This is a genomic window from Microcoleus sp. N9_A2 (assembly GCF_036701775.1).
In the GTDB taxonomy this organism is placed as follows: domain Bacteria; phylum Cyanobacteriota; class Cyanobacteriia; order Cyanobacteriales; family Microcoleaceae; genus Microcoleus.
In genome coordinates this window covers 91,795-114,626 of sequence record NZ_JAUBRH010000010.1, presented here as the reverse complement: position 1 = coordinate 114,626, position 22,832 = coordinate 91,795, and the positions used below count along the sequence as shown (strand labels likewise).

At 43.5% G+C, this 22,832-nt stretch carries 17 protein-coding genes; 2 read left to right on the top strand and 15 right to left on the bottom strand.

Annotated features, from left to right (window positions below):
* Positions 1 to 209 precede the first annotated feature (209 nt).
* Positions 210 to 1,079, bottom strand: a complete 870-nt coding sequence (locus QUA44_RS08865; RefSeq protein WP_333251240.1) for a lipid kinase — start codon at positions 1,077 to 1,079, stop codon at positions 210 to 212.
* A 228-nt stretch (positions 1,080 to 1,307) separates the two neighbouring features.
* Between QUA44_RS08865 and QUA44_RS08860 the strand changes: the two genes are divergently transcribed.
* Positions 1,308 to 2,606: a HEAT repeat domain-containing protein gene (locus QUA44_RS08860; RefSeq protein ID WP_333251242.1), complete on the top strand. Its 1,299-nt coding sequence runs from the start codon at positions 1,308 to 1,310 to the stop codon at positions 2,604 to 2,606.
* 131 nt (positions 2,607 to 2,737) lie between these two features.
* Here QUA44_RS08860 and QUA44_RS08855 read toward each other — a convergent pair whose 3' ends face one another.
* From QUA44_RS08855 to QUA44_RS08790, 14 genes are all read right to left on the bottom strand, one after another.
* Entirely contained in the window at positions 2,738 to 3,874 is a 1,137-nt protein-coding gene (locus QUA44_RS08855) for a DegT/DnrJ/EryC1/StrS family aminotransferase (protein ID WP_333251245.1), read from the bottom strand.
* Positions 3,875 to 3,881: 7 nt separating this feature from the next.
* Positions 3,882 to 4,955: a FemAB family protein gene (locus tag QUA44_RS08850; protein ID WP_333251247.1), complete on the bottom strand. Its 1,074-nt coding sequence runs from the start codon at positions 4,953 to 4,955 to the stop codon at positions 3,882 to 3,884.
* Positions 4,952 to 5,842: a phytanoyl-CoA dioxygenase family protein gene (locus tag QUA44_RS08845; RefSeq protein ID WP_333251249.1), complete on the bottom strand. Its 891-nt coding sequence runs from the start codon at positions 5,840 to 5,842 to the stop codon at positions 4,952 to 4,954. The genes QUA44_RS08850 and QUA44_RS08845 overlap by 4 nt, the downstream gene beginning before the upstream one ends.
* Before the next feature lie 119 nt (positions 5,843 to 5,961).
* Positions 5,962 to 6,672: a sugar transferase gene (locus QUA44_RS08840; RefSeq protein ID WP_333251251.1), complete on the bottom strand. Its 711-nt coding sequence runs from the start codon at positions 6,670 to 6,672 to the stop codon at positions 5,962 to 5,964.
* A gap of 238 nt (positions 6,673 to 6,910) precedes the next feature.
* Positions 6,911 to 7,672 carry a class I SAM-dependent methyltransferase gene (locus QUA44_RS08835; RefSeq protein ID WP_333251254.1) on the bottom strand — a complete coding sequence of 254 codons (762 nt, stop codon included), beginning with the start codon at positions 7,670 to 7,672 and terminating at the stop codon, positions 6,911 to 6,913.
* A 53-nt stretch (positions 7,673 to 7,725) separates the two neighbouring features.
* Positions 7,726 to 8,799 carry a FemAB family protein gene (locus QUA44_RS08830; RefSeq protein WP_333251257.1) on the bottom strand — a complete coding sequence of 358 codons (1,074 nt, stop codon included), beginning with the start codon at positions 8,797 to 8,799 and terminating at the stop codon, positions 7,726 to 7,728.
* Positions 8,800 to 8,884: 85 nt separating this feature from the next.
* Positions 8,885 to 9,832, bottom strand: coding sequence for an NAD-dependent epimerase/dehydratase family protein (locus QUA44_RS08825; protein WP_333251259.1), 948 nt, complete (start codon positions 9,830 to 9,832; stop codon positions 8,885 to 8,887).
* A 76-nt stretch (positions 9,833 to 9,908) separates the two neighbouring features.
* Complete coding sequence (locus tag QUA44_RS08820) at positions 9,909 to 11,072, bottom strand: glycosyltransferase family 4 protein (RefSeq protein WP_333251261.1); 1,164 nt, start codon at positions 11,070 to 11,072, stop codon at positions 9,909 to 9,911.
* Between the two features lie 38 nt (positions 11,073 to 11,110).
* Positions 11,111 to 12,307, bottom strand: a complete 1,197-nt coding sequence (locus QUA44_RS08815; protein ID WP_333251263.1) for a glycosyltransferase — start codon at positions 12,305 to 12,307, stop codon at positions 11,111 to 11,113.
* Positions 12,308 to 12,330: 23 nt separating this feature from the next.
* The gene (locus QUA44_RS08810; RefSeq protein ID WP_333309639.1) at positions 12,331 to 13,485 is read right to left on the bottom strand and encodes a hypothetical protein; all 1,155 of its coding nucleotides are present in this window, start codon (positions 13,483 to 13,485) and stop codon (positions 12,331 to 12,333) included.
* Between the two features lie 187 nt (positions 13,486 to 13,672).
* Positions 13,673 to 14,779, bottom strand: coding sequence for a hypothetical protein (locus QUA44_RS08805; RefSeq protein ID WP_333251268.1), 1,107 nt, complete (start codon positions 14,777 to 14,779; stop codon positions 13,673 to 13,675).
* A gap of 63 nt (positions 14,780 to 14,842) precedes the next feature.
* Positions 14,843 to 16,042, bottom strand: coding sequence for a glycosyltransferase family 1 protein (locus QUA44_RS08800; RefSeq protein WP_333251270.1), 1,200 nt, complete (start codon positions 16,040 to 16,042; stop codon positions 14,843 to 14,845).
* Positions 15,990 to 17,324, bottom strand: coding sequence for an oligosaccharide flippase family protein (locus QUA44_RS08795; RefSeq protein WP_333251273.1), 1,335 nt, complete (start codon positions 17,322 to 17,324; stop codon positions 15,990 to 15,992). Before QUA44_RS08795 ends, QUA44_RS08800 begins: the two co-directional genes overlap by 53 nt.
* Before the next feature lie 80 nt (positions 17,325 to 17,404).
* Positions 17,405 to 20,191 carry a polysaccharide biosynthesis protein gene (locus QUA44_RS08790; protein ID WP_333251276.1) on the bottom strand — a complete coding sequence of 929 codons (2,787 nt, stop codon included), beginning with the start codon at positions 20,189 to 20,191 and terminating at the stop codon, positions 17,405 to 17,407.
* 414 nt (positions 20,192 to 20,605) lie between these two features.
* On the opposite strand from QUA44_RS08790, the gene QUA44_RS08785 reads away from it, so the two are divergent.
* Positions 20,606 to 22,822, top strand: coding sequence for a polysaccharide biosynthesis tyrosine autokinase (locus QUA44_RS08785; RefSeq protein WP_333251278.1), 2,217 nt, complete (start codon positions 20,606 to 20,608; stop codon positions 22,820 to 22,822).
* Positions 22,823 to 22,832 lie beyond the last annotated feature (10 nt).

Genomic DNA, 22,832 nt, shown 5'->3' with positions numbered 1-22,832 from the left:
ATATATGAACAGGCAAGATGCCTGTTCCACAACATAATTATATATGAACAGGCAAGATGCCTGTTCCACAACATAATTATATATGAACAGGCAAGATACCTGTTCCACAACATAATTATATATGAACAGGCAAGATACCTGTTCCACAACATAATTATATATGAACAGGCAAGATGCCTGTTCCACAACATAATTATATTAGTTGTGAGTTATGAAGGAGCTATAACTGCTAAAGCTTGGGGAATCACTCGGAACTTTGCAGGCGTGTAAGTTGTGATTTCACCGTCGGTATTAATCGGACGGCGTTTGCTAGTATTAACCTCAAATTCTTGACCGTGCAAGGCGCGAACGTTAGGCCAAGTAGTATGATTTCCTTGCCTCATAGCTGGCAGCAAAGCAATGATTTGCCACCAGTTTTTTGTTTCCAAACTGTACAAATCCAGTCGCTTGTCGTCGATTGTGGCATCCTCGGCTACTGTCATTCCACCGCCGTAGTAGCGGCCGTTGCCAATAGCAATTTGAATGGTTTTAACATTAAAAGATTGATTATTTACCTTAATTTCGGCTCGAAACGGTCGCGCTGACAAAATTGTCTGCAAAGCAGTAAAAGCATAAGCTAAAACTCCCCAGCGCTGCTTTACGTCTTTAGTTAGCCGCTGGGTAATTTCCACGCTCAATCCCAAACTTGCCACATTAAAAAAATGTTGGGCGTTCACCCAACCTAAGTCTATTAGCCGAACTTTACCGCTGGCAATTACTTGACAAGCTGCTGATAAATCTGTAGGAATTCCCAGAGTGCGAGCGAGGTCGTTCGCAGTTCCCATCGGCAAAATACCCAAGGGTAATTTGGTGTCTATCAAACCTTCTATGGCGGCGTTGAGAGTGCCGTCGCCGCCGCCGATTATTACTAATTCGACTTGATTTTGGTAGCGCCGAATTGTGTCGGGAAGTTCGCGGGCGTGGTCGGTAGATTCTAGAATTAACTCAAAACCCAGTGCTTCTAATTGTACAGTGGCTTGAGATAATAGCTTTTGCCCTTTTCGGGAGTGCTGGTTTACTAAAAGTAGAGCTTTCTTCATTTGTTAATTTTTAATTAGGAATATTGCGTATTTTAAATTACAAAAAGTATAGCTTGATGCCTTAACTGCATGAAATTAATGCTTTACTTCCATTTTACCAGTTATGATGGATTGACAAAAATGTTAAAAAATGGATAATTGTAGCAAAAGATTCGTAAAAAGTAGCTCCCTCCCGCTCTGACCTAGCAGCAAAAAACCTCGCTTCTCGATCGAACTTAATTTAAAATCATGTATAATTTTTTACAAAAAGCCCAAGTCGCTGCCGATCGCCAAAACTGGCCCCTGTTAGTCGAATGCTTGCAGCAAGTGACAGCCAAGGCCGGCAAGCCGCAGGAACAACACATTTTAGAGCAAGCTGTCAGTTTAGCAATACAAGCCTTGGAATGGGGCGATTTTCAAGACCGTTGGGAAATTGCTAAAGTATTGCCCAATCTGGGAAATGGCGCGATCGCACCTTTAATTGCCGTGCTCGAAGACGAAGACGCAGACACGGAACCCCGGTGGTTCGCCGCCCGCATTCTCGGAAAGTTCGATCGCCCGGAAGTGATGCAAGCTTTAGTAAAATTGGTCAAAAATTCCGACGAAGAATTGAGCCAAATCGCCGCCGAAACCCTAGGGAATTTCGGCCCGACAGCCGTAGAATCCCTCGCAACTCTCCTACTCCAAGAAGACTCGCGACAGTTCGCAACAGCAGCACTCGCCCAAATTCGCCGCACCGAAACCATCGCACCGCTGTTGAGCGTAGTCGGAGACTCTCAAGTTGCGGTGCGGGCGCACGCAATCGAGGCCCTGAGCAGCTTTCACGATTCCCGCATCCCGCCGTTACTGGTAGCAGCACTCAAAGATCCGGCGACAGCAGTCAGAAAAGAAGCCGTGCGAGCTCTCGGGGTGCGCGCCTATTTAGATGCAGAATTAGATTTAGTTAACTTGCTCAAACCTTTGCTTTCGGACATCCGATTAGAAATTTGTCAGCAAGCGGCGATCGCGATCGGGCGAGTGAAAACCGATGCTGCAGCGGCTGCTTTATTTGAATTGCTGCGATCGCCCATAACTCCGGTTGAATTGCAAATCGAAACTGTGCGCGCCCTAAGCTGGAGCGAAACTGCAACCGCTTTAGCATATTTGCAGCAAACCTTAATTGCCGAATTAACCAACACAAACTCTCCTGTTTGTCAAGAGATTGTCACTGTTTTAGGGCGAGTGGAAAAGCCGGAATTAAAAGCCAAAGCTGCTGAAATTATGCTCAATTTGCTCGCAAGCAATCATCCCGCCGTGGAGTCTGTGGAAATCAAACAATCTTTAGCTTTAGGGTTAGGGAAATTAGGGGATATGAGAGCGCTAGATGTCCTGATTAAAATGTTAGCAGACGCCGACACAAGCATCAGGCTACACTGCATGGCAGCCCTCAAACAGCTAGGTGCTGCCGAAACGAGGCAGCAATTAGAAAGTTTAGTTAAGCAAGAGAGTCTCGAACCAAGATTAAAACAGGGAATTGCGATCGCCCTGCAAGAATGGCAAGAAAATTAATCAAAAGACAGAATACCCAAATCCCCAACTTCTTGAAGAAGTCGGGGATCTAATAGCGATCGCATCTTTCTTCTTCCTGACCTCCGTTACATCCGTCGAGCGAATCCGTAGCCGAACTTCCTTCGGCTATATCATCGATTTTCTTTGTGAATTTGGGCGATCGCACTTGTCACCCGCTCTAAATCTTCATCAGTTAAATTAGAGCCAGAAGGCAAACAAAGCCCGTACTCAAATAACTCTTGGGCCACCGCACCTTCAATACATTCGCAATCGGCAAATACTGGTTGTAAGTGTAAAGGTTTCCAAACCGGACGCGCTTCTATTTTCTCTTGAGCAAGTGCTAAACGAACTTGTTCTCTATCTGCACCGAAAGCTGCCGGATCGATTGTTAAACAAGTCAGCCAGCGAGTAGATTTTCCAAAAGCAGCTTCCGGCATAAATTCAATTCCCGGCAAGTTTCCTAAAGCTTGTTTGTAAAAGTCAAAATTGTGTCGTCTCGCTTCAACTCGCTCCTCCAAAACTCGTAATTGACCGCGACCAATTCCCGCCAAAACATTGCTGAGACGATAATTGTAGCCAATTTCTGAATGTTGGTAATGAGGAGCGGGGTCGCGGGCTTGTGTTGCCAAAAAACGAGCTTTTTCTACCAGTTTTTGGTCATCAGAAACTAACATTCCGCCGCCGGAAGTGGTAATAATTTTATTGCCATTGAATGAGAAAATGCCAATTTTACCAAAGCTTCCAGGCGATCTATTTTTGTAGCTAGCCCCTAAAGATTCGGCCGCATCTTCTATTAGCGGAATTTCATAAGCATTGCAAGCTTCCAGAATTGGGTCGATATCGCAACTTTGACCGTAGAGGTGTACGATAACCACAGCTTTGGGTAATTTACCAATTTTTGCTCGTTTCTCAAGCGCTTCTCGGAACAAATCGGGGTTGAGATTCCAAGAAGTGCGATCGCTATCAATAAAAACTGGTTTTGCGCCAAGATAAGTAATTGGGCTAGCAGTCGCAATAAAAGTCAGAGTCGAGCAAAAAACCTCATCTCCCGAACCGACACCAATTAATTGTAAAGCCAAATGCAAAGCTGCGGTACCGGAACTAACAGCCGCTGCGTGTTTAGCGCCAACTACCTCGCAGAATTCTTGCTCGAAAGCGTCTACATGGGGGCCGACGGGGGCGATCCAGTTGGTATCAAAGGCTTCTTTGACAAACTCTTGTTCGAGGGAACCCATGTGAGGTGTTGAGAGGAGGATTTGTTTTGTCATCTTATCTTCAGTTGGGAGCTCGATAGGCAGGAAAAAAGTTTGACTTGAGGAGTTCTTCAGGCTGAATGTTTAAAAAATTTGCCCGCACTCCCACTAAATAATTATATTTTTCTTGGTCTGCAATCAGCCGCCCTGTAAGAAAATTGTGTCTTTGTCGGGAGAAACCTGACTTGAAAGTGTACAGCCTATCTTGAGAGCCTCCTACACCCCCTCCTAAATGTAAAAATTCATTGCCCCGTTCTTTTGCCCAGTATCGGACATAATCTAACAATAAATTAAAAGGAGAATCGTGCAAAAACTGAGTTTTCGTTCCGCCCAAATGAGCTTGAACTATCCCGCAGCATTCAAAAAACAAACAAGCAGCAGTAACTTGCTCTTCCCATTCTACAATACATAAATGAATTGCTTCGCCGAAGTTGAACAGTTGTGCAAAGTAATCTGGTTTATAATAATAAGATTGGCTCGATTCTACGCGATTCATTGTCTCTTCATAGATTTTTTTTAATTCATTCATATATTGCTCCACAGGAACCATTCTGGCAGTAAAACCAAGTCGCTTGCACTTATTAATTGTACTTTGATGACCTCTTCTAGTATGAGCCCACAGTTCAGCCTCAGAAAGTTTTAAATTAACTGAGACAGTTTCTCCGCTGACCGTGAAATTTCCCGGCTCAAAAATTTCATTAAACTTGCAGTTAAGGATTGGATGCAGCCGAAAAAAAGCTGAACACACACTTTTGCTTTTTAACGCACCTGTCAGTTCATTCATTGCCAAATCAGGAAAACCAGGAGTGTTAGCTGCTGCTTCACTTAATAAAATTCCCGGGTATCCATAGGGTGAGACAGCATCAAAAATTGCCTCGGATGTTGATTCTGGAGGCAGGATGTCATCACACCGACGCAGCAAATAAGGTACAAAGAAAATTTTGTCGCCGTCAACTATCACAACAGCTTCAGGATTTGTATTGGTTCTGCTCGATTCCAAAGCAGCGTACTCAGGCAAATCATAAACGTCGTGGCGCAGTTTTTGCAGAGTTTTCAGCCACAAAGTATTTTGTAGATCGATGATTTGAACATTCATAGTTTATCTTCTTCCGACCACAAGACGGGAAACACTGCTGGATCGCTGAAATCCGGGTCGCCGTTGGGCAATTTTCTACACAAAACTTCGTCAAAGATATGAATCTGCTTTCCTTGCTTGTTCCAAAAAGGCTGATAGTGGTTTGCCCGATCTTGGAGGTGGACTCCCATTGCTAAGCGGAAAGAATCGCTGTTATTGGGGTAGCTGCCGTGAATCGTCCAACGATGGTGAAAGCTTACTTGACCTTTTTTTAATGTCATAGCTATTTTTACCACTTGCTTTCCTTCTTGGCGAAATTTTTCTTCAAAATCCTCCAGGTTTGTGTGATTGAAAAACCGCACATTTTCGAGACCAGACCACTTGTGACTGCGATCGAGTACAACCAGCGGCCCTCTAGCTTCGTCGAAGTCGTGAAAGGGAATCCAAGCTGTTAGCAAGTTGTGGGAACTGCAAGTGGCCCAGTAAGCGCCATCTGCGTGCCAGCCGACTGTAGTTTTACGCTCTTTTGTTGGTGGTTTGTAAACTAGCTGATCGTCCAATAATCGAATCTGTTTTGTTCTGGCCAGACGCGCCGCGATCGCGCCAATTATTGGGTGAAGCCCCAATTTGCTAAGTTGCTTATTTTGCAAAGAAACAAATTCGTTATTGCGAACTAGATCCCAGCCATCTTCTGGCTTCCAGTCGCTATATCCTTTGCTGACGGGAAGTTGTGCGTCTCGTTCTCCTCGGTAGAACCTTTCGCTGCCTGAAATTGCCTCGTCAATAAGCTGATCTGGGAGTACCTTTTTTGAGATATACCAGCCGTGTTCTTCGTAAAAAGCGATATCGGCTTCCGTAGGTAAAAGTGCTAGCTGTTCCTCCGAAAGACCGTAGGTAAAACTCTCCATTTTTAGTGTCTTCTAGATTAGGCAATAAGACAAGCCAGGGATTAAATCCCCTGGCTCATAGCTTAAGTCCTTTTTAGAGGACTCTCAAAAATCTTTAGTCTGTTTTAATAAACGAACCGCTACCGGATCTCACTGCTAGTTTGGCGATCGTCAAGCAGACCTGTGAATTCTGGAGCTGTAGTATAGCCTTCTTGGTTAATTCCGTCTCTTTTCAAGACTTTCAATACTGTCAGAAACAGAATTTTTAAGTCAAACCACAGAGTCCAATTATCGACATAGCAAACATCAAGTTTGAATTTAGCATCCCAGCTAATAGTATTGCGACCATTGACTTGAGCCCAACCAGTAATTCCAGGCATAACATCGTGGCGGCGCGCTTGTTCTGGAGTATAGCGATCGAGGTATCTGACGAGTAAAGGACGAGGCCCAACAAAACTCATGTCACCTTTGAGAACGTTCCAGAGTTGAGGGAGTTCGTCCAGACTTGTTTTGCGAAGAAATTGACCTAGGGGTATGAGACGCTGTTCGTCGGGCAGCAAATTGCCATCAGCGTCGCAATCGCTGGTCATAGTGCGAAACTTGTAGAAATTGAAAACGCGACCGTTTTTACCGGGACGGGGTTGGCAGAAAAAGATTGGCCCGCCCATGCGGATGTAAATGGCGATCGCAACTATTAATATTACGGGAGAGAAAACCAAAAGGGCGATCGCTGCACATAATCTATCTAATACCCACTTAACTAATTGGCTGGCTTTTTTGGGATTTACTCGTTGATTAAGTTGCGATATTTGTGAGTTTGATTTGATCGGTAGTAATTCGTAAATACTCATGATTATACACCCTAACAGCAATTTACTGTACTTCCCTGAGTCTTGCACGATCGGGGTTTGTACGGTAACGGAGCCTGTCAGCTTTACAGAAACTTTAAATAACTTCGGTGTTTTATGAAGCTTTTGTGAACCTCTGGTTGGGGCGATCGCTTACCTTTACATAACTTTAAAAATTGATAAGGGTGTAATATCTGAAGACACGACACTGCCGTGTCCCTACCCTGTGGTGTACTAGAATCTACTTCTTGCAAACAAAGTAAAGCATCCCTGCAATTGGTTCATTTTTTAACGATTCTATGTCATCACAAATCTTACCTTGGCCAATTTGATAACTAGAACCAACGGAAACTATTTTAAACCCGACTTGTGTCAAACTTTGGTGAGCCTCTTGTACTTTATACCAATATGGGTAAGGGCCGCGATCGAGTAGCGCCCAAAAGTTATATTTTCCGCCCAGCTTAAGCCAAGGAATATATTGAATTGAGCGATTCGCTCCAGATAACCTCCTCAACATACTTAAATATGCTAAATATACTACAAACGGACTTTTGATTCTCGATTCAAAATTTAAAAATGAGAAAAGTGCTGTCCCATCATTTTTGAGAATCCGATAAGCCTCTCTCAAAGCTTTTAATCTTTTTTCATCTTCCTCTATCAAAGACACAATTTGCTGCAAGTAAATTATCTGCTCGAAACCCGAACTTTCGTAACTTAAATCAGTTGCATCCTGCACTTCAAAAGAAATACTCTGACTTGGATCTCTCTGCTTTGCTTGTTCGATCAACTCAGGCACATAATCATAACCGTAAAGCTCTTGAAAACCTAAATCTTTCATTTCCAGCAGAATTCTTCCCCCAGCCGTGCCAGCTTCAACTGTTTTTCCATTTTTATTCAAATATTTGAGAATTAGGTAATTTTCGGCTTCATTGAGACCTTTTTTATCTGCCCAAGCCTCAAACTCTACTGTACTGTAAACTTCTTTGTTGTTGATAATTGGCATATGCTTTTCAAGTGTTCTTCAAAAATGGTGCAAAATTTCAATTTTCTTTAACTTTATTTTGGACAGCGATAAGCAGGAAAAAAAATTGTACTCAGTAGTTCTTCAGCCTCCATATTTAAAGACTTTGCTCGCAATTCAACCAGATGGCGATATTTTTCTTTATCTATAATTAAGCGCAGCGTCAAAAAGGTGTGCGTCTGCTTAGAAAAACCTGCTTTAAAATGATAGAGGCTATCCTTGCCACCTCCAACACCTCCCCCCAAATGAAAAACTTCATTGCCACGTTCTTTAGCCCAAAATCGAACATAATCGAACATCAGCTTGCTGGGTGCTTGTTTAAAAAACTTGTTTCTGGTTCCTCCCAAGTGATATTGAATTATTCCACAACACTCGGTAAATATTCCCAAACAAGTAACTTGTTCCTCTAATTCTACTATACACAAGTGGACTTTTTCACCTAATTTATATAAATCCGAAAAGTATTCATCATCAAAATAGTACGATTGCCCAGCTCCTACCCGATCCATTGTTTCATGGTAAATTGAAATAAACTCGCTGATATACTCCTGAAAGGGAACCATTCTAGCAGTCATTCCCGAACGTTTCAACTTATTAATACTGGTGCGATGTTCCGGTCTAGTTTGACTCCATATTTCTGTTTCTGATAGTTTCAAATTAACAGATACAGTTTCTCCATTTAGGTTGCAAATATCAGGAGATAAAAAATCATTGAAGCCGCTGTTAAGTATGGGATGCAGCCGAAAGAATGCCGAACACACTTTCTTGGCACCTAATGCAGAGATTAGCTGATTGATTGCCAACTCTAAAAACTCTTTCGTAGTAGCTGCCTTATCACTCAACAGAATTCCCGGATAACCATAGGGGGAGACAACATCAAAAACTTCTTGTGTTGTTAAGCGTTGGTCAAAGATGTCATCACACTGACGCAACAAATAAGGCAGAAAAAATATTTTGTCATCTTCCGCTATCAAAATAGCTTCTGCTACGGCGTTGTACCTAACAGACTCTAAATATAGATACTCAGGCAAATGATAGATATCGTGGCGAACTTTTTCCAGAGTCTCTAACCACAAAGAGTCTGATAAACCAATTACTTGAATATTCATTTTATGATCTGCCAAATAAAAATTGATCTCATGTTCGGTTGAATCGCTTCCGGTAGCTGCATCTGTCAAGTAGGTTAAGTAGGCCCTAAGCATACAACGACTGCACCCATTCCCATTCTTGTCTCAATCCTTCCCTCAAAGAAACCTGTGCCTGATATCCCAATATTTTCTGAGCTTTCGATACGTCAGCGCTAGTATCCCGCGCATCTCCTTTGCTCGATTCTAGGTAATTGATGCGAATCGGGCGATCGACAATGTGTTCCATTGTGTGAATAACTTCTGCTAAAGCAACTCGACTTCCCCCTCCTATATTGAAAATTTCGCCCACAGCTTCTGGAACTTTAGCAGCAGCTAAATTAGCAGCAATGCAATCGCTGATAAACGTAAAGTCTCGGGTTTGCTGTCCGTCTCCGTAAATTGAAATCGCTTCGCCGCGCAAAATTGATTTAAAAAATATGTGGAATGCCATATCGGGACGCTGGCGAGGCCCGTAAACGGTGAAATAGCGCAACATGGTTGCCGGAACGCCGAAATTGTGATAATAAAGCGAACACAAACGTTCAGCGGCTAACTTAGTAATTCCGTAGGGAGAAACTGGTTGAGGGCAGGCAGTTTCGCTGGTAGGGAAAGTTTCAGCATTGCCGTACACCGATGAAGAAGAAGCTAGTACAAATCTTTTCAGTTGCGGTGCATCTTTTGCTGCTTCTAAGATTACCTGAGTTGCATTGATATTGCGATCGGTGTAGCTGCGGAAACCCTCTCCCCAACTAGCGCGGACGCCTGCTTGCGCTGCTTGGTGATAAATGACTTCTGTATTAGCTAAGAGCGATCGCCAATCCAAAGATAAAATATTCTCCTCCAGAAGTTTAAAGTTGGGATTTTTTGCAAAATGAGAGAGATTTTTTCTCTTCAATTCGGGATCGTAATAATCGTTGACTTCATCAATGCCGATGACTTTCTCACCTTGCTTTAACAGAGTTTCTACTAAGTGAGAGCCGATAAAACCTGCCGCGCCTGTAACGATATTACTCATTGGTTAATTGTTAATTGTTGATTGTTGGTTGTTGATTATCTATCACCCAAGCCATAGCCTGAAAAACTTTGAAAATTTAGACGTTCGTCACCCCCAGTTCTCGATAGAAATTTTCCAGTCTCTCAAACACAAAAGATTCATCATATTCAGCTTCAACTCGCTGACGACCCGCTTGACCGTAGGCCGATCGCACCTCCGAGTTGGATAGCAATTTCCCCAAAGCTTCTGCTAATTTTTGACTATCTTGAGGTGGGACGATCAAGCCTGTTTCTTCGTGCAAAACTGCTTCTCGACACCCTCGGATATCTGTAGCAACAACTGGCAAACTCATAGACATTGCTTCCACGATAGATCTAGGTAATCCCTCATGGGTGAACGTAGGCAATGTGAAAATATCTAACAGCCCTAAAATTTCTGGTATGTCTTGACGAATCCCTGTCAAAGTAACATTATTTTGGATGCCAAGGGTGCGAATTCGTTCCGTTATTTCCGTATAAAAAGGTTCCGGATCGGTACTGAGTTCGCCACCAATAATCAAAACGTGCAGGTTGGGAAATTGCGAGACTAACTGGGCTGTTGCTTCAATCAGGTATCCGCTGCCTTTTTTGCGAGTTAAACGACCAATCGTACCGATAATTAAGTTGGCAGTATCGGCGATACCTAAAGATTTTCTTAATTGGGCTTGATGATGGGGGTCGAGGCGATCGCGATTAAAGCGATCAATATCCACACCGTTGCCGAGATAAGCAATTTTCTCCGGCGGACAAAGACCTAATTTCTTAGCTGTAGCGATATCTTCATGATTCTGGCTCAGAATCAGGTCAGTTAATAACGCAGCAAATTTTTCAACATTAGAGTATAAAGTATATTCTTTGGGGGATGATTGATCGTGAAAAGGCAAGCCGTGAGAAGTGTAAACGATACGTTTTACCCCAGCTATTTTAGCAGCGATCCGCCCCAAAACCGCAGCAATGGGAGTATGTACGTGAACGAGGTCGTACTGATGTTTTCGGATTAAATTAACCAGAGTATAGATACTTTTAATGTTAAGAAATGGTGAAATTTTCCGGTCTATTGAAATAGGGTGAATCGTGTATCCCTGCTGTTGTAATTTTTCAACATCCGAGTCGGGAGAGCAGGCAACTTCAACTGATAGATTACGGGATAGTAAGTAATCTATCTGAGGTTTCAAAAGCACTTTTGCCGTGGCTCCGAGCGCACAAATATGCAGAATTTTCATTGAGGTTAACGTTTTGGAAGTGAATTTTTACAAAGAATTTAGTTTTCGGTCTTCAGCCATGCTTCTGTCTTCTCTTTTAAATAACGGTAGAAAGCAATCCTCCGATATTGAAGCACTTCGTCTGTATACTCTTTGGCTTTGTTTAAGTTACCAGCCGACATCCGAGCCATGCGATCGGGATCGTTCGCTACCTCGCAAATTTTACTAGCCAAGGCAGCCGCATCCCCTGGCGGCACCAGATCCTCATGCGACAGCAATTCGGGGATGCCACCCACGGTGGAGCCAATACATGGCAGTGCGCGTGCCATCGCCTCGACCATTGCTCTGGGTAAACCCTCCTGGTGGGAGGGCATGATGAAAAGGTCAGCTCGATCCAACTCTGCGCGTACAGCATCACCAGCAGTCAACTGCCCCCGAAAACAGACTCGCTCCCCTAACCCCAGGGTTGTTGCTAGGGCTTCCATTTCCGAGCGGTGCTTGCCGTCTCCAACCCAAACTAACTTGATGTCTAATCCTTCCCGCACGCAGATAGCCACCGCTTCGATCGCCGCATCTGGAGCTTTATATAGTTGAGCCAATGTACCAACAGCAATCATTGTCAGCGGACTACCTGCGGGCTGGGGCGATCGGGGAACAGACACGCAGGTCGTGTCGGACAACTCCGCCATCGAATAGTAGGTGGAGAAAGTGTTTTGTCCCGGCGGATATCGGCGTTGCAGAGCTCTTTCGGTAATATAGGCACTGGTGGTAGCGTTGGCACATTGGCGTCGCAATTGACGCGGGAACCACCAGCGGAAAAACGGGCGCAAAGGGTTCTTTACCGAACCGGGCGCGAAGACATCGTAAGGATCGGCGATGACATATACGCCATAGGGATAGCCTGTTTGCCGCAGTTGGAGTTCGACATTGTTGGCAGCCTGAGAAGAAAGATACAAAATAACAGCATCTTGCCCATTAACGGCATCTCTGGCAGCACGCTGAACCTGCGGCGCTTTCAGGAGATACTGCCACGGGCCTATATAGTACGGTAGGGGGGCTAATGAAACTCTTTCACCGTCGGCGCGTACCCAGTCTGAAGGTACGGTAGGTACGTCGCGGACGCGCGCCGCCACAATTACTTCATCGAAAACACCTAAGTAACGACTCCAGTAGGAATGGGCGAAGCCTGTCTGCGTCCACACCGATCCATCGGGCGTGCGATCGAACCGATGATCTACAGCTACAACAACTTTCATCTTAAATAACTCCTCTGAACCAATTATTTTTCAAGTTTGTAAATATGAACTTCTAAAGGCTTGATTAAGCCAGAAAGCTTGCCATCTTTGACGAACATACCAGCAGGACGATTTTGGAACATCGGTCGTGCCGATTGTAGACCGGCAGGGATTGCAAGAGCAACTTCTTGAGGGCGATCGTAGGACGTATTAATGACAGCAGCCAAAGCTTGCCCTTTAAGTTCCCAAATTCCAGCGAATATATCTCTCGTGCGGGTATTAATTTTCTTCAAACTGCCATCCAGCAACATCGGACTTAGCTGCTTAATTTCCGGCACTAAAGACTTCATGCCCTCCCACAAATCTGGATTGTCTGGCAAATGCCAGCCCCCATAGCCCCGATAGTGATAACTGTAGTAAATAATCCCTTTAGCCCCTGCCAATATGGCTTGATATGTCATATTTCGCACCTCCTCAGCAGTTGGCGGACGTGCGTTCTTGTATTTATCTGAGTCGGCAGTTGCCCAATCGAAAGCCTGTACATTTACGTAAACTGCTTTATTATATTTTACGGCGGCTTTATGAGCAATGGAAACCATTGAATAAGTCGAACCTAAATCCGGATCGCCTTCTCTAATCGGATAGGTTTGAATTGCCAATATATCAGAACAATTGGCAAAATTCCCGATTTGATTTGTGTAGCCCGTCACGTAAGTTACATGATTTGGATCTGTTGCTTTTACCTGTACGTGATATTTTAAAACTTGTTCAGGAGTGCGCTTGCCGTTATCAACATCATCTGCAAGGTTCCAGCCAATAACAGCAGGTTTGCGTTTGAAGGCATTTACCAAAGTAAGTATGTTAAAATCAGGTCTACTAATAACATAAATCCCAAGTCGATGAGCCTCATCGAGAAATTTTTCGTAGTTATTTAGTGTGATGGCGGAGGCGTGAACTATATTGAAACCACCAGCAGCAATTTGCCGGATGTGTTCTATAGGATTATCATCGGGAGATTCCCAGGAAGCTTGATAAAGTCCAAAGGGAAAAAATGGTTGACCATCGACCATCGTAGTACCATCAGCACGAATATAAAACTTCTGATTTCCTTGGGATGCTGCAACAACTTCTGCAGCGCTGCACGAAGAGAATAAATGAGAAATTTTACCATGCTTAAAAGCCCAAACAGCAGAAATCAAAAAAATTGATAAAAGGCAAATTATTAAAAAAATGATGGGCTTATTTTGTCTCAATCTCTTCATATTTACCTAGATTAGTATAACTTTAACTTCATGAATTATCGATAATTATCGATTAATTATCTGCAATTTTTAAAACAAAAAAAACGAGCGAGTGTTTTTTTTCATTTAATTTAATTAAGCGTATTTATCTTTTTGCCATAACAATACCTATAGATATCATGTAAGCAATTGTCATTCCAGTTCCTAGCGATCCAAACATACCTTCCCCCATGGATAAAATCCAGAAACACACTGCAATAATTAATGGAGCAATTGCATAACTATCTTCTTTCGCATAATTTTTAAAATACTGATAAGCATAATAAAAACCTGCGATCGCAAAAAACATCAAGAAATAAGCCGCGATAATGCCGTTTTGCCCGAGGATCTCAATCATACTATTGTGTCCTCCCATCCCAAAGTTAAATTCAAAGTAATCACTACCGTAACCTAGTAAAGTTGAATCGTTTAATGTCTGTTTCCAAATATCATCTCTACCGCTTAGTCCTCCTTGAACTTTATCACCTAAAATCCCATCTACCTCTTTTAATACCCCGTTAATTTGTTCAGTACCTATTACCGCCGTGCAACTAAAAATCGCTATAAATATTGTTCCTATTTTATACAAAATTACAGGATTGGATAATAATTGATAAAGAAATAATCCAAACATGGCACAAAAGGCAAGAATTGATGTTCGGGAATTAGCACAAAGAATTACGTAAAAATTTGTCAGCAACAGTAAAATAATTGCCCAAACATAACTAGAAGATTTTTTGGCTGACAAAGCACCGCTCAACACAATCAATATTCCAGCAGCGACTGTTGCGCCGATCAATCCCATTTGATTCGAGTTTGCAAATACACCTTTATACCGCAAAGTAGTTAATGGGTGCGATACTAGGGACGTAACTATATAAGGAACATTGCCTAAAAAAAGTGCTAGTCCCAGCAGTAGGTTTGCCCGTTCTTTCATCAAATTAGGTATAGCATAAAAGAAAATCAAGTTGGCACCAAGCATCAGCCAGAATCCATCCCTAACAATTGATGAATCGTTATTAGCAATACCAGATGCCACTAAGGCCAAACTGAATAAAATCCACAACAATAGAATCGGTAGAGCTTTACTAGAAAAATTTAATTTATTTAACTCAGACATTAGTAAAAGAATTAGTATGCTTGCGCCAACCATAACATAGCGGAGTTTTAGGATTGCCGGATCTAGAGGCATATCTGAACTACCCAAATTCACGAGAGATGCTCCCCCGAGTAAAACCGCTAAAAGTATCACTATAACTATTTGTCGTAGCATAAATTAACTGGTGACGATCGCAGCGTTTTCATAAAACAATGTCAATTTTTCGATACTATTGGCAATATTAAAAGCGCTGTTTTCCAGGACAGGTAGAGTATCAGCTTGGGAAATAGCTGATGTACCACTCCTTGCAGATATAACCGCCTCTGACCAGTCAGATGCTGACTTTGATAAAGAAACTTGTCGCACTAAATGTTTGACTGCATTAGCTTCCTCTGGAACAACATCTGAAAAGACACAAGGCAGTCCTGCTGCCTGTGCTTCAATTAATACTAAACCCAACGCTTCATGAATCGAAGGCAATAGAAACAAATCCATAGCACCCAACATCAATCGAGGAACGTCCGATCGCAGTCCTGCAAATGTAACGCGGTCAGCCAAGCCATTATTCATTACTTTTTGTTGAATCTCCGATCGCAGCGAACCGTCACCGATAAGCAGCAAGTGAATCTTAGGTTCTCGCTTGGCAACTTCTGTCACAATATCTATCAAAAATTTGTGGTTCTTTTGTTCCTCAAATCTGCCGACATGACCGATGACAAAGGCATCGGCAGGGATGCCGAATTCAGCACGAACGGCAACAGAATCAACTATATCGCGGAAGGGTGTCAAATCTACGCCACAATAAAGAATTCGACAACGCGAGTCCGTTTTCCAAGTTTGGTTGAATAATACTTCTACTACTTGGCAGCTAGCGGCTAAACCAAGTGTTGAATATCGATAGATTAACCATTTGGTTAAAGTTAGATACAAACGCCGATGTAATCCTGCTTTGGCATCAATTGCAGAGGTATCGTTATGGCTGTGGGCAACGCGAATCTGTACGCCTGCTTGTTTCGCCCAATAGAGAACGTAACCGCTAAAGTGGTGAACGTGACTGTGAACAATATCATAGGGCCCGTATTCGCGTAGAATTCGTTTAAAGTTGCGAGCGTACAGCCAAGGTTTGGCAGGATTGAGGCAGGGGATAATCTTGCTACCAAGAGCACGAGCTTCGTCATCGTAAGGGCAGGGTTTCTCAGTGTGAACTACAAAGTCCATCTGGAAGCGATCGCGATCGATATGTCGCAAAACGTGCATCAGCCAAGTTTCCACTCCACCCCGATTCATACCGCCAACGACATGAAGGATGCGGATGGGACGCTGTTTAGTCGATATTTGATTTCGTTCCTTGATATTTGTTGAGTCGGTATAGTGCATGAACAATAACTCCGAAACTAAAAACTGCTTGAACGATCGCCCCAACGATCAGCGCGATCGCCGCCCCTCGGACTCCCTGTGTCGGAATTAACCAGAAACAAGCGATCGCAGAACTCCCCGTTACCAAAACAAACAAAGGCATTTGCACCCGAAAGTATCTAGCCGCCGTCATCCCGTAACCCAAAAAGGAAGAAACGTAACCCAAACCCGCAGCCACCATCAGCCACGCGAACAAATCCGAGCGCTCGGCATACTCCGGTTTATAGAGTAAAGTTAAGATTGGTTTGCCGGCAACAACCGCGACAAAAACGCCTCCCGCACCTAACATCAAGCCAACCCCCACCAGCTTCAGCAAAAGTGTGCGAAAAGCAGTGCTATTTCCCGCTGCATAATATTTTGCTAGTCGCGGACTTGCAGACTCCGCTAGCGCACTCACTACCATTTGCCCAACCACCATCAGGTAAGACATGGCAGCGAAAATGCCCAGTTCGCGTTCGCCCAAATATCGCTCGATAAAATATCGAGGAATATTAGTATTCAGCGAAATCAACATCATCACAAAACCCAGAGGTAAAGCAAGCCAAACTAACTTGCCCAAAGTTTTTCCATCCCAGCGGGGGTACAAGGGATTTTGACTGTTTGCAGGTTCAGCATCGGCAACTAATAAATCTGCTCGCTCTCTCCCATGCGAGGAATTATTTAAAATTAATCTACCATTGCGAAGATCCCAGCCGAAGAGAACTAAACCCCACGCAACTGCTAATCCGATCGCTCCCCCTACAACACTCCCAGTCAGGCAAACTCCGATGCCTAAAAGTAATAACGACAAAGGCCCTTTAATCATCAGGGCGATCGCAATTCGATCCATCCGTTCGTGTTGTTGAATCAGTCCGTAAAATACATCACTGATCGACTCGAAAGCCTTTGCTAAGGCCATCGCCAAAATCACCAGCGAAGTCTCCCACCGATATCCAGCTTTGAGCGTAATTCCCGCAATTATCACCAGTGCTAACCCAGTTCCAATTAACCTCAGACCCAGATAATCACTGAAAACATAGTCCCCTTTCGCATCCGTCGCTTGGACACCCCGCAGTTGCAGATTAGTAAACATGATAACAGGTGCTGTCACCGCAAGACCCAAGGTAAATTGACCCACCATTTCAGGGCTGCCCAATTTAGCAAGCACCACCAACATCCCCCACTGGGAAGCAGCATAAACGAGATTGCCAGTGAAAGTCCAGGAAAAATTTCGGCGCAATGTTAGTGGTTTCAACTGTTGCATTACTAGCTAATTGCCTGCTTGCTGATTAGTTAACTCAAAATCGCGTATTTCAAATCTAAACATTGTTGACAAATTCCCCATTAACTTTTAGCAACCTTAGCCCTCATCAAGTTCCCTACCGCCACGCATTCTACAGGCTTCGAGAAAAAGTATCCCTGTCCGTAGACGCACTTCAGAGCTTTGAGTTCAGCTATTTGCCATCTCGTTTCTACTCCTGTGGCAATCATGTCCATACCTAACTCCTGAGTTATGGCAATAATTTTCCGAAGAATTTCTAAGTTCGGGTTGCTAGCATCTAGCCCGCTGACTAAAGAACAATCTAGCTTCAAACTGTCGAATTTCCCATACTTAAGTCGCGTCAATTGGTAGAGCTGAGTTAATGATACATCACTAAGACCACAGTGGTCGATTTGTACTTGCACTCCTAAAGTTTTAATTTGGACAAACACAGACCCAGCTAACTCAGGATTATCCGTCACAACCTCTTCAGGAATTTCTAACCTTAAACTAGAAGCATCAAGATTTGTTTCCTTCAATATTTTGGTAAGCCTCTCGATTAAGTCGGCGTGGAACAACTGTTTGCTAGTCAAATTCACGCTGACTGTTAAAGGAGAGTTAAGACGAAATTGCGACTGCCAAATCCGCATCTGGCTGCAAGCTTGCCGCAGCACCCACTCGCCAATAGGAACAATTAAGCCAGTTTCTTCTGCGGCTGGTAGGAATTCGTCAGGCCAAAGCAAACCTCGAGTCGGATGCTGCCAGCGCAACAGCGCTTCAAAAGCACTTATCTGATTAGTTTCCAGGCAGACGATCGGCTGATAGTGAATCCGAAACTCCTCATTGGCAAGAGCCACCCGCAAATCATTCTCTAGCTGAACAGACGCTGCACTGCTAATATGAGCCACAGCGGTTGTTTTTTGGGCTGTATTGGCGTGCAAATTGGCGGTTGAATACCCTGGTACATACTCAGGCACTAACTGTTGTAGCAGGGAGACAATTAAATTCGCATCATTACGATCGCCTGCTTGACAAAGAGCTTCTACGTCCTGGTCAATATTTTCTTTCACTATGCGACTGGCATTGCCCAAACTGAGAATTTTTTCGTGTTTAGTGCGGTTGTATTTCTCGCCCGGAATAAACAGTTCTTCAAACAATTTTTCTCCCGGCCGCAGCCCTGTAAACGCGATTTCTATGTCTTTACCCACTTCATATCCTGAGAGCCGAATCAAATCCTTGGCTAAATCAAAAATTCTGATCGGTTCCCCCATCTCAAGCATGAATACTTCCCCACCACCGCCGATGACTGCCGCCTGCAAAACCAGTTGAACAGCCTCGGGAATTGTCATGAAATAGCGAGTGATATCTGGATGGGTAATTGTGATCGGCCCGCCCTCAGCAATTTGTCGCTTGAAAGTAGGTACGACACTACCCCGGCTGCCAAGAACATTACCGAAACGAACCACTACAAACGGGTTTTTGCTTTTTTTTGCTGCTTGCAGCACCAGCATTTCGGCAACTCTTTTGCTAGCTCCCATAATGCTAGTTGGATTCACCGCTTTGTCGGTGGAAATCATCACAAATTGTTCCACATTGTATTTCAATGCCAGATCCAGCAGATTTTTCGTCCCCCGCACATTGTTAGTAATCGCTTCCGGCGGGTTTAATTCCATCATGGGTACGTGTTTGTGAGCTGCCGCATGAAAAATGATGTCTGGTTTCACTGTTAGAAAAACGTACTCTAAGCGATCGCGAAAGCGAATATCGGCCATAAAGGCTGTCACGCGAGTAATATCTGTTTGGGTTTGGCTGTTTTTTTTGAGTTCGGACAGGACTTTTCCTAATTCTTGTTGAATGTTGAATACAGAATTTTCTCCGTGTCCGACGATGATGATTTCCGCAGGAGCGCACTTTAATATTTGCCGACAAAGTTCGCTGCCGATGGAGCCACCCGCACCGGTAATTAGAACTTTTTTGCCTCCAATCAATCCCAAGACTTTCTGGGTATCGGTTTGGATGGGGGCGCGGCGGAGCAAGTCGTCAATCTGGACTTCTCTGAGACTACCTAAACTGACACGACCTTTGATGATTTCATTGAGGCCAGGGAGGGTGCTGGTTGGAATTCCCATTGACTGACAAATTTCTACGATTTCCCTAATCTCTTTTCCCGGAGCTGAGGGGATGGCAATTATGACTTTGGCGATATTTAGCGATCGAACTACTTCCGGAATGTTACAGCGATTGCCGACTACAGTCAGTCTGCCAATCTGCTTGGAGATTTTTTTGGGGTTGTCGTCTATGAAAGCGATTGGATCGAGTCCTACCTCCGGGCTCCTCTGCATCGTTTGCATCAGAGATGTGCCTGCACTGCCCGCACCGACTATCAGGACGCGATTGCGCCGCTGAACTTTCCACCGTTTTGGGCTCCATCTTGCGAGGGCTGGAATGCTGAAACGAATCGCCGCCACTAACAAAAAGCTGATTATAGCGTCTAGTAGCGGCAGCGATCGTGGCAGATGTGCGATCGGCGAATTATTTAGCTGGTAGAGTTGTTGGAACAAGATAATTTCCACTGCTAGGGATATACCTATCAGTATCGTTATTTGTGCCATTTCTTCCACACCCGCATACTGCCAGCAACGCTTGTATAAGCCGCCGGCATAAAATACTATAAGTTTGACTGCTACAAATAGTACGGTAATTACAGCCAGACTCTGTAAGTAGGGAGCCAGATTAAATATGCCATCTAAACGAATTTGCAGGGCCAATAACGGTGCGATCGCCAAACAAATTGCATCGATTATCAAAAAATGACGGGTTTTTAATCCCACCAACACTTTACTGAGTTTTCTTATGTTCCTATTCATCATCACACGCTCTGAGACAACTACTTTACCGTAACTATATCGAGTACCTACTGATGAGTTATTTTTTATACCACCCTTTCCGCTGAAATTAATCAGCCTTTTAATCGGGCATCACTCAAGTGATATCATTAAAACGATTACCAAGAATATGTCCCGTCTCCTAATTTTTTTCTAATTAAATTTTTATATCTTAATTGCTGGGCTGATCTTATCCTGTTACTCGTTCCATCGCTCGTAAATTTATAATTATTTACTTTTATTAACAAAGATATATAATTTTGTCGTTATGGGAGCGCAAACATATTTGTTCAAACCATGACAGTGCTTGACTTAAGTGATACAATCGATATCTTCAACAATAAGTTTAAATGCCTAGGGTGTTAGAGTTTACAAAAAATTATTTTTCTGGAGTAACTGATGGAATCAACTGAAACTGGTATGGGATTTCAGGAATACTGGCAGATTCTCAAGCGCAGGTGGCTGCCAGCCTTAGCTGTGTTTGCCTCGGTTCTGACACTCACAACCTACACCACGCTGAAGGAAAAGCCCATCTATGAAGCAGAAGGAAAGCTGTTATTTAAGAAAACAACTCCTGGATCTGCTTTAACAGAATTAGGAAAAGAAATCGGACAGTTGACTCCTGCGGCGGAGCAAAGTAACCCTCTGACTACCGAGATAGAACTAATTCGTTCTATAGAAAACATCCAAAAAACCATCGATAGACTTCATTTGAAAGACGAAAAAAGGAATCATCTCAAAACAAAAGATTTTTTGAAAAACCTAACAGTAGCTACTATTCGGGGAGCTGATATTTTAACTGTTTCATACAAGGACAAAAACTCAAAAAGAGCAGCAGATGTCGTAAAAACAATGATGAATTTATATATAGATAATAATCAAAAAGTCAATCGCCTAGAAGCTGTGTCTGTTCGACAGTTTATTGAAAGGAAACTGCCTAACTCCGACCAAGCTATGCGGAAAGCAGCGGCAGAATTGAGAAAATTTAAAGAAGAGAATAAAGTTGTAAATCTTGAAGAAGAAGCTAAATCAGCAGTAGCCGTTATGGCGCAACTAGAAAGTCAAATCGACCAAGCTAAGTCGGATTTGCTCAATGCCAGTGCTAAGTCTAAAGCATTTGAATACCAATTACAAATGAATCCCCAGCAAGCATTGACCGCCAGCACTCTCAGCCAATCTAGCACTGTGCAGGAAGCTCTGAAAGAGTACAAACAAATAGAGCGTCAGTTAGCAATTGAGCAAAATCGCTACCAGGATAATTCGCCTATAATAACTAGGTTGGAAACTAATAAAGCTACTATGAAAGCTTTACTAGACCAACAAATACAACAAGTTTTAGGCGGGCGAGAGCCGTTGCAAAATCAAAGTTTACAGATTGGAGAGGTGAAACCAAAACTGATCGAAGAATTTATCAAGGTAGATGTAGAACGTCAGGGTTTGGCTGAGCGAGTTACTATTCTATCAAATGCTCTAGCTGACTACAAGCAGCGGGTAAAAGTTTTGCCGAAGCTAGAGAAGGAAAAGCGGGAACTAGAAAGAAAACTCCAAGAAGCCGAAGCTGATTATGAAGAATTGCAGAAAAAACTCCAGCAAATTCGGATTACTGAAAATCAGCAAGTGGGGAATGCTCGGATTATCCAAAAGCCGAGTGCTCCGGAAGAACCAGTGCGTTCTCGCAAGTCTTTATTGCTGGTATCGGGCAGCTTGTTGGGAACTCTGCTGGCGGTAGCTGCGGCGATGCTTTTAGAGTCTCAAGATAAGTCTGTCAAAACTATTGAAGAGGCGAGGGAATTGTTTGGGTTTACTTTGTTGGGAGTGATTCCTTTTCATAAAAAGCCTGACAAAAATACTCGGCGCAATTCCAGGCGGCTTAAATCTACTTCCCTGGATTTAGAGCCATCTCCCCGACAGATTGTTGTTAGGGATACTCCTCATACTTCGAGCAGTGCTGCTTACCGAATGCTTCAGGCAAATCTGAGGTTTCTGAGTTCTGATAAAGAGCTGAAAGTGATTGTTGTCAGTAGTTCGCTACCGCAAGAAGGCAAGTCTACTGTATCGGCTAATTTGGCTGTAGCTATAGCTCAATTAGGACGGAAGGTTTTGCTGGTAGATGCGGATATGCACTGTCCTGTTCAACATCGGATTTGGGAGCTTCCCAATCAAGTAGGTTTGAGCAATGTGATAGTTGGACAAGCTGGGTTTAAGGATGCGATCGCACAAGTTATGGATAACTTAGATGTGCTGACTTGCGGGGTGATTCCGCCTAATCCAATGGCTCTCTTGGATTCGCAGCGAATCACTTTATTAATTAAGCAATTTTCGGCTAGTTATGATGCAGTGATTATTGATGCTCCTTCTCTGAATGTTGCTGCTGATGCTCTGATTCTGGGGAATAAAGCAGATGGGATTTTATTGGTTGTGCGACCAGGAGTTCTTAATTCTGGTACTGTGGCTTTTGCGAAGGAGCTATTGAAGAAATCAAGCCAGCACGTTCTGGGCTTAGTGGTGAATGGAGTAAGTCCTAAAAACGAACCGCACAGCCATTACTATTTTACCAATGAATCTTACACTCAAGAGCAGAGTCCTGGTATCAATAAAATAACGAATAACCAGTAACCAATAACCA

Bases quoted from the DNA above. Each gene is read 5' to 3' on its own strand.
- QUA44_RS08865 (WP_333251240.1), bottom strand. From the start codon at position 1,079: ATGAAGAAAGCTCTACTTTTAGTAAACCAGCACTCCCGAAAAGGGCAA.
- QUA44_RS08860 (WP_333251242.1), top strand. From the start codon at position 1,308: ATGTATAATTTTTTACAAAAAGCCCAAGTCGCTGCCGATCGCCAAAAC.
- QUA44_RS08855 (WP_333251245.1), bottom strand. From the start codon at position 3,874: ATGACAAAACAAATCCTCCTCTCAACACCTCACATGGGTTCCCTCGAA.
- QUA44_RS08850 (WP_333251247.1), bottom strand. From the start codon at position 4,955: ATGAATGTTCAAATCATCGATCTACAAAATACTTTGTGGCTGAAAACT.
- QUA44_RS08845 (WP_333251249.1), bottom strand. From the start codon at position 5,842: ATGGAGAGTTTTACCTACGGTCTTTCGGAGGAACAGCTAGCACTTTTA.
- QUA44_RS08840 (WP_333251251.1), bottom strand. From the start codon at position 6,672: ATGAGTATTTACGAATTACTACCGATCAAATCAAACTCACAAATATCG.
- QUA44_RS08835 (WP_333251254.1), bottom strand. From the start codon at position 7,672: ATGCCAATTATCAACAACAAAGAAGTTTACAGTACAGTAGAGTTTGAG.
- QUA44_RS08830 (WP_333251257.1), bottom strand. From the start codon at position 8,799: ATGAATATTCAAGTAATTGGTTTATCAGACTCTTTGTGGTTAGAGACT.
- QUA44_RS08825 (WP_333251259.1), bottom strand. From the start codon at position 9,832: ATGAGTAATATCGTTACAGGCGCGGCAGGTTTTATCGGCTCTCACTTA.
- QUA44_RS08820 (WP_333251261.1), bottom strand. From the start codon at position 11,072: ATGAAAATTCTGCATATTTGTGCGCTCGGAGCCACGGCAAAAGTGCTT.
- QUA44_RS08815 (WP_333251263.1), bottom strand. From the start codon at position 12,307: ATGAAAGTTGTTGTAGCTGTAGATCATCGGTTCGATCGCACGCCCGAT.
- QUA44_RS08800 (WP_333251270.1), bottom strand. From the start codon at position 16,042: ATGCACTATACCGACTCAACAAATATCAAGGAACGAAATCAAATATCG.
- QUA44_RS08795 (WP_333251273.1), bottom strand. From the start codon at position 17,324: ATGCAACAGTTGAAACCACTAACATTGCGCCGAAATTTTTCCTGGACT.
- QUA44_RS08790 (WP_333251276.1), bottom strand. From the start codon at position 20,191: ATGATGAATAGGAACATAAGAAAACTCAGTAAAGTGTTGGTGGGATTA.
- QUA44_RS08785 (WP_333251278.1), top strand. From the start codon at position 20,606: ATGGAATCAACTGAAACTGGTATGGGATTTCAGGAATACTGGCAGATT.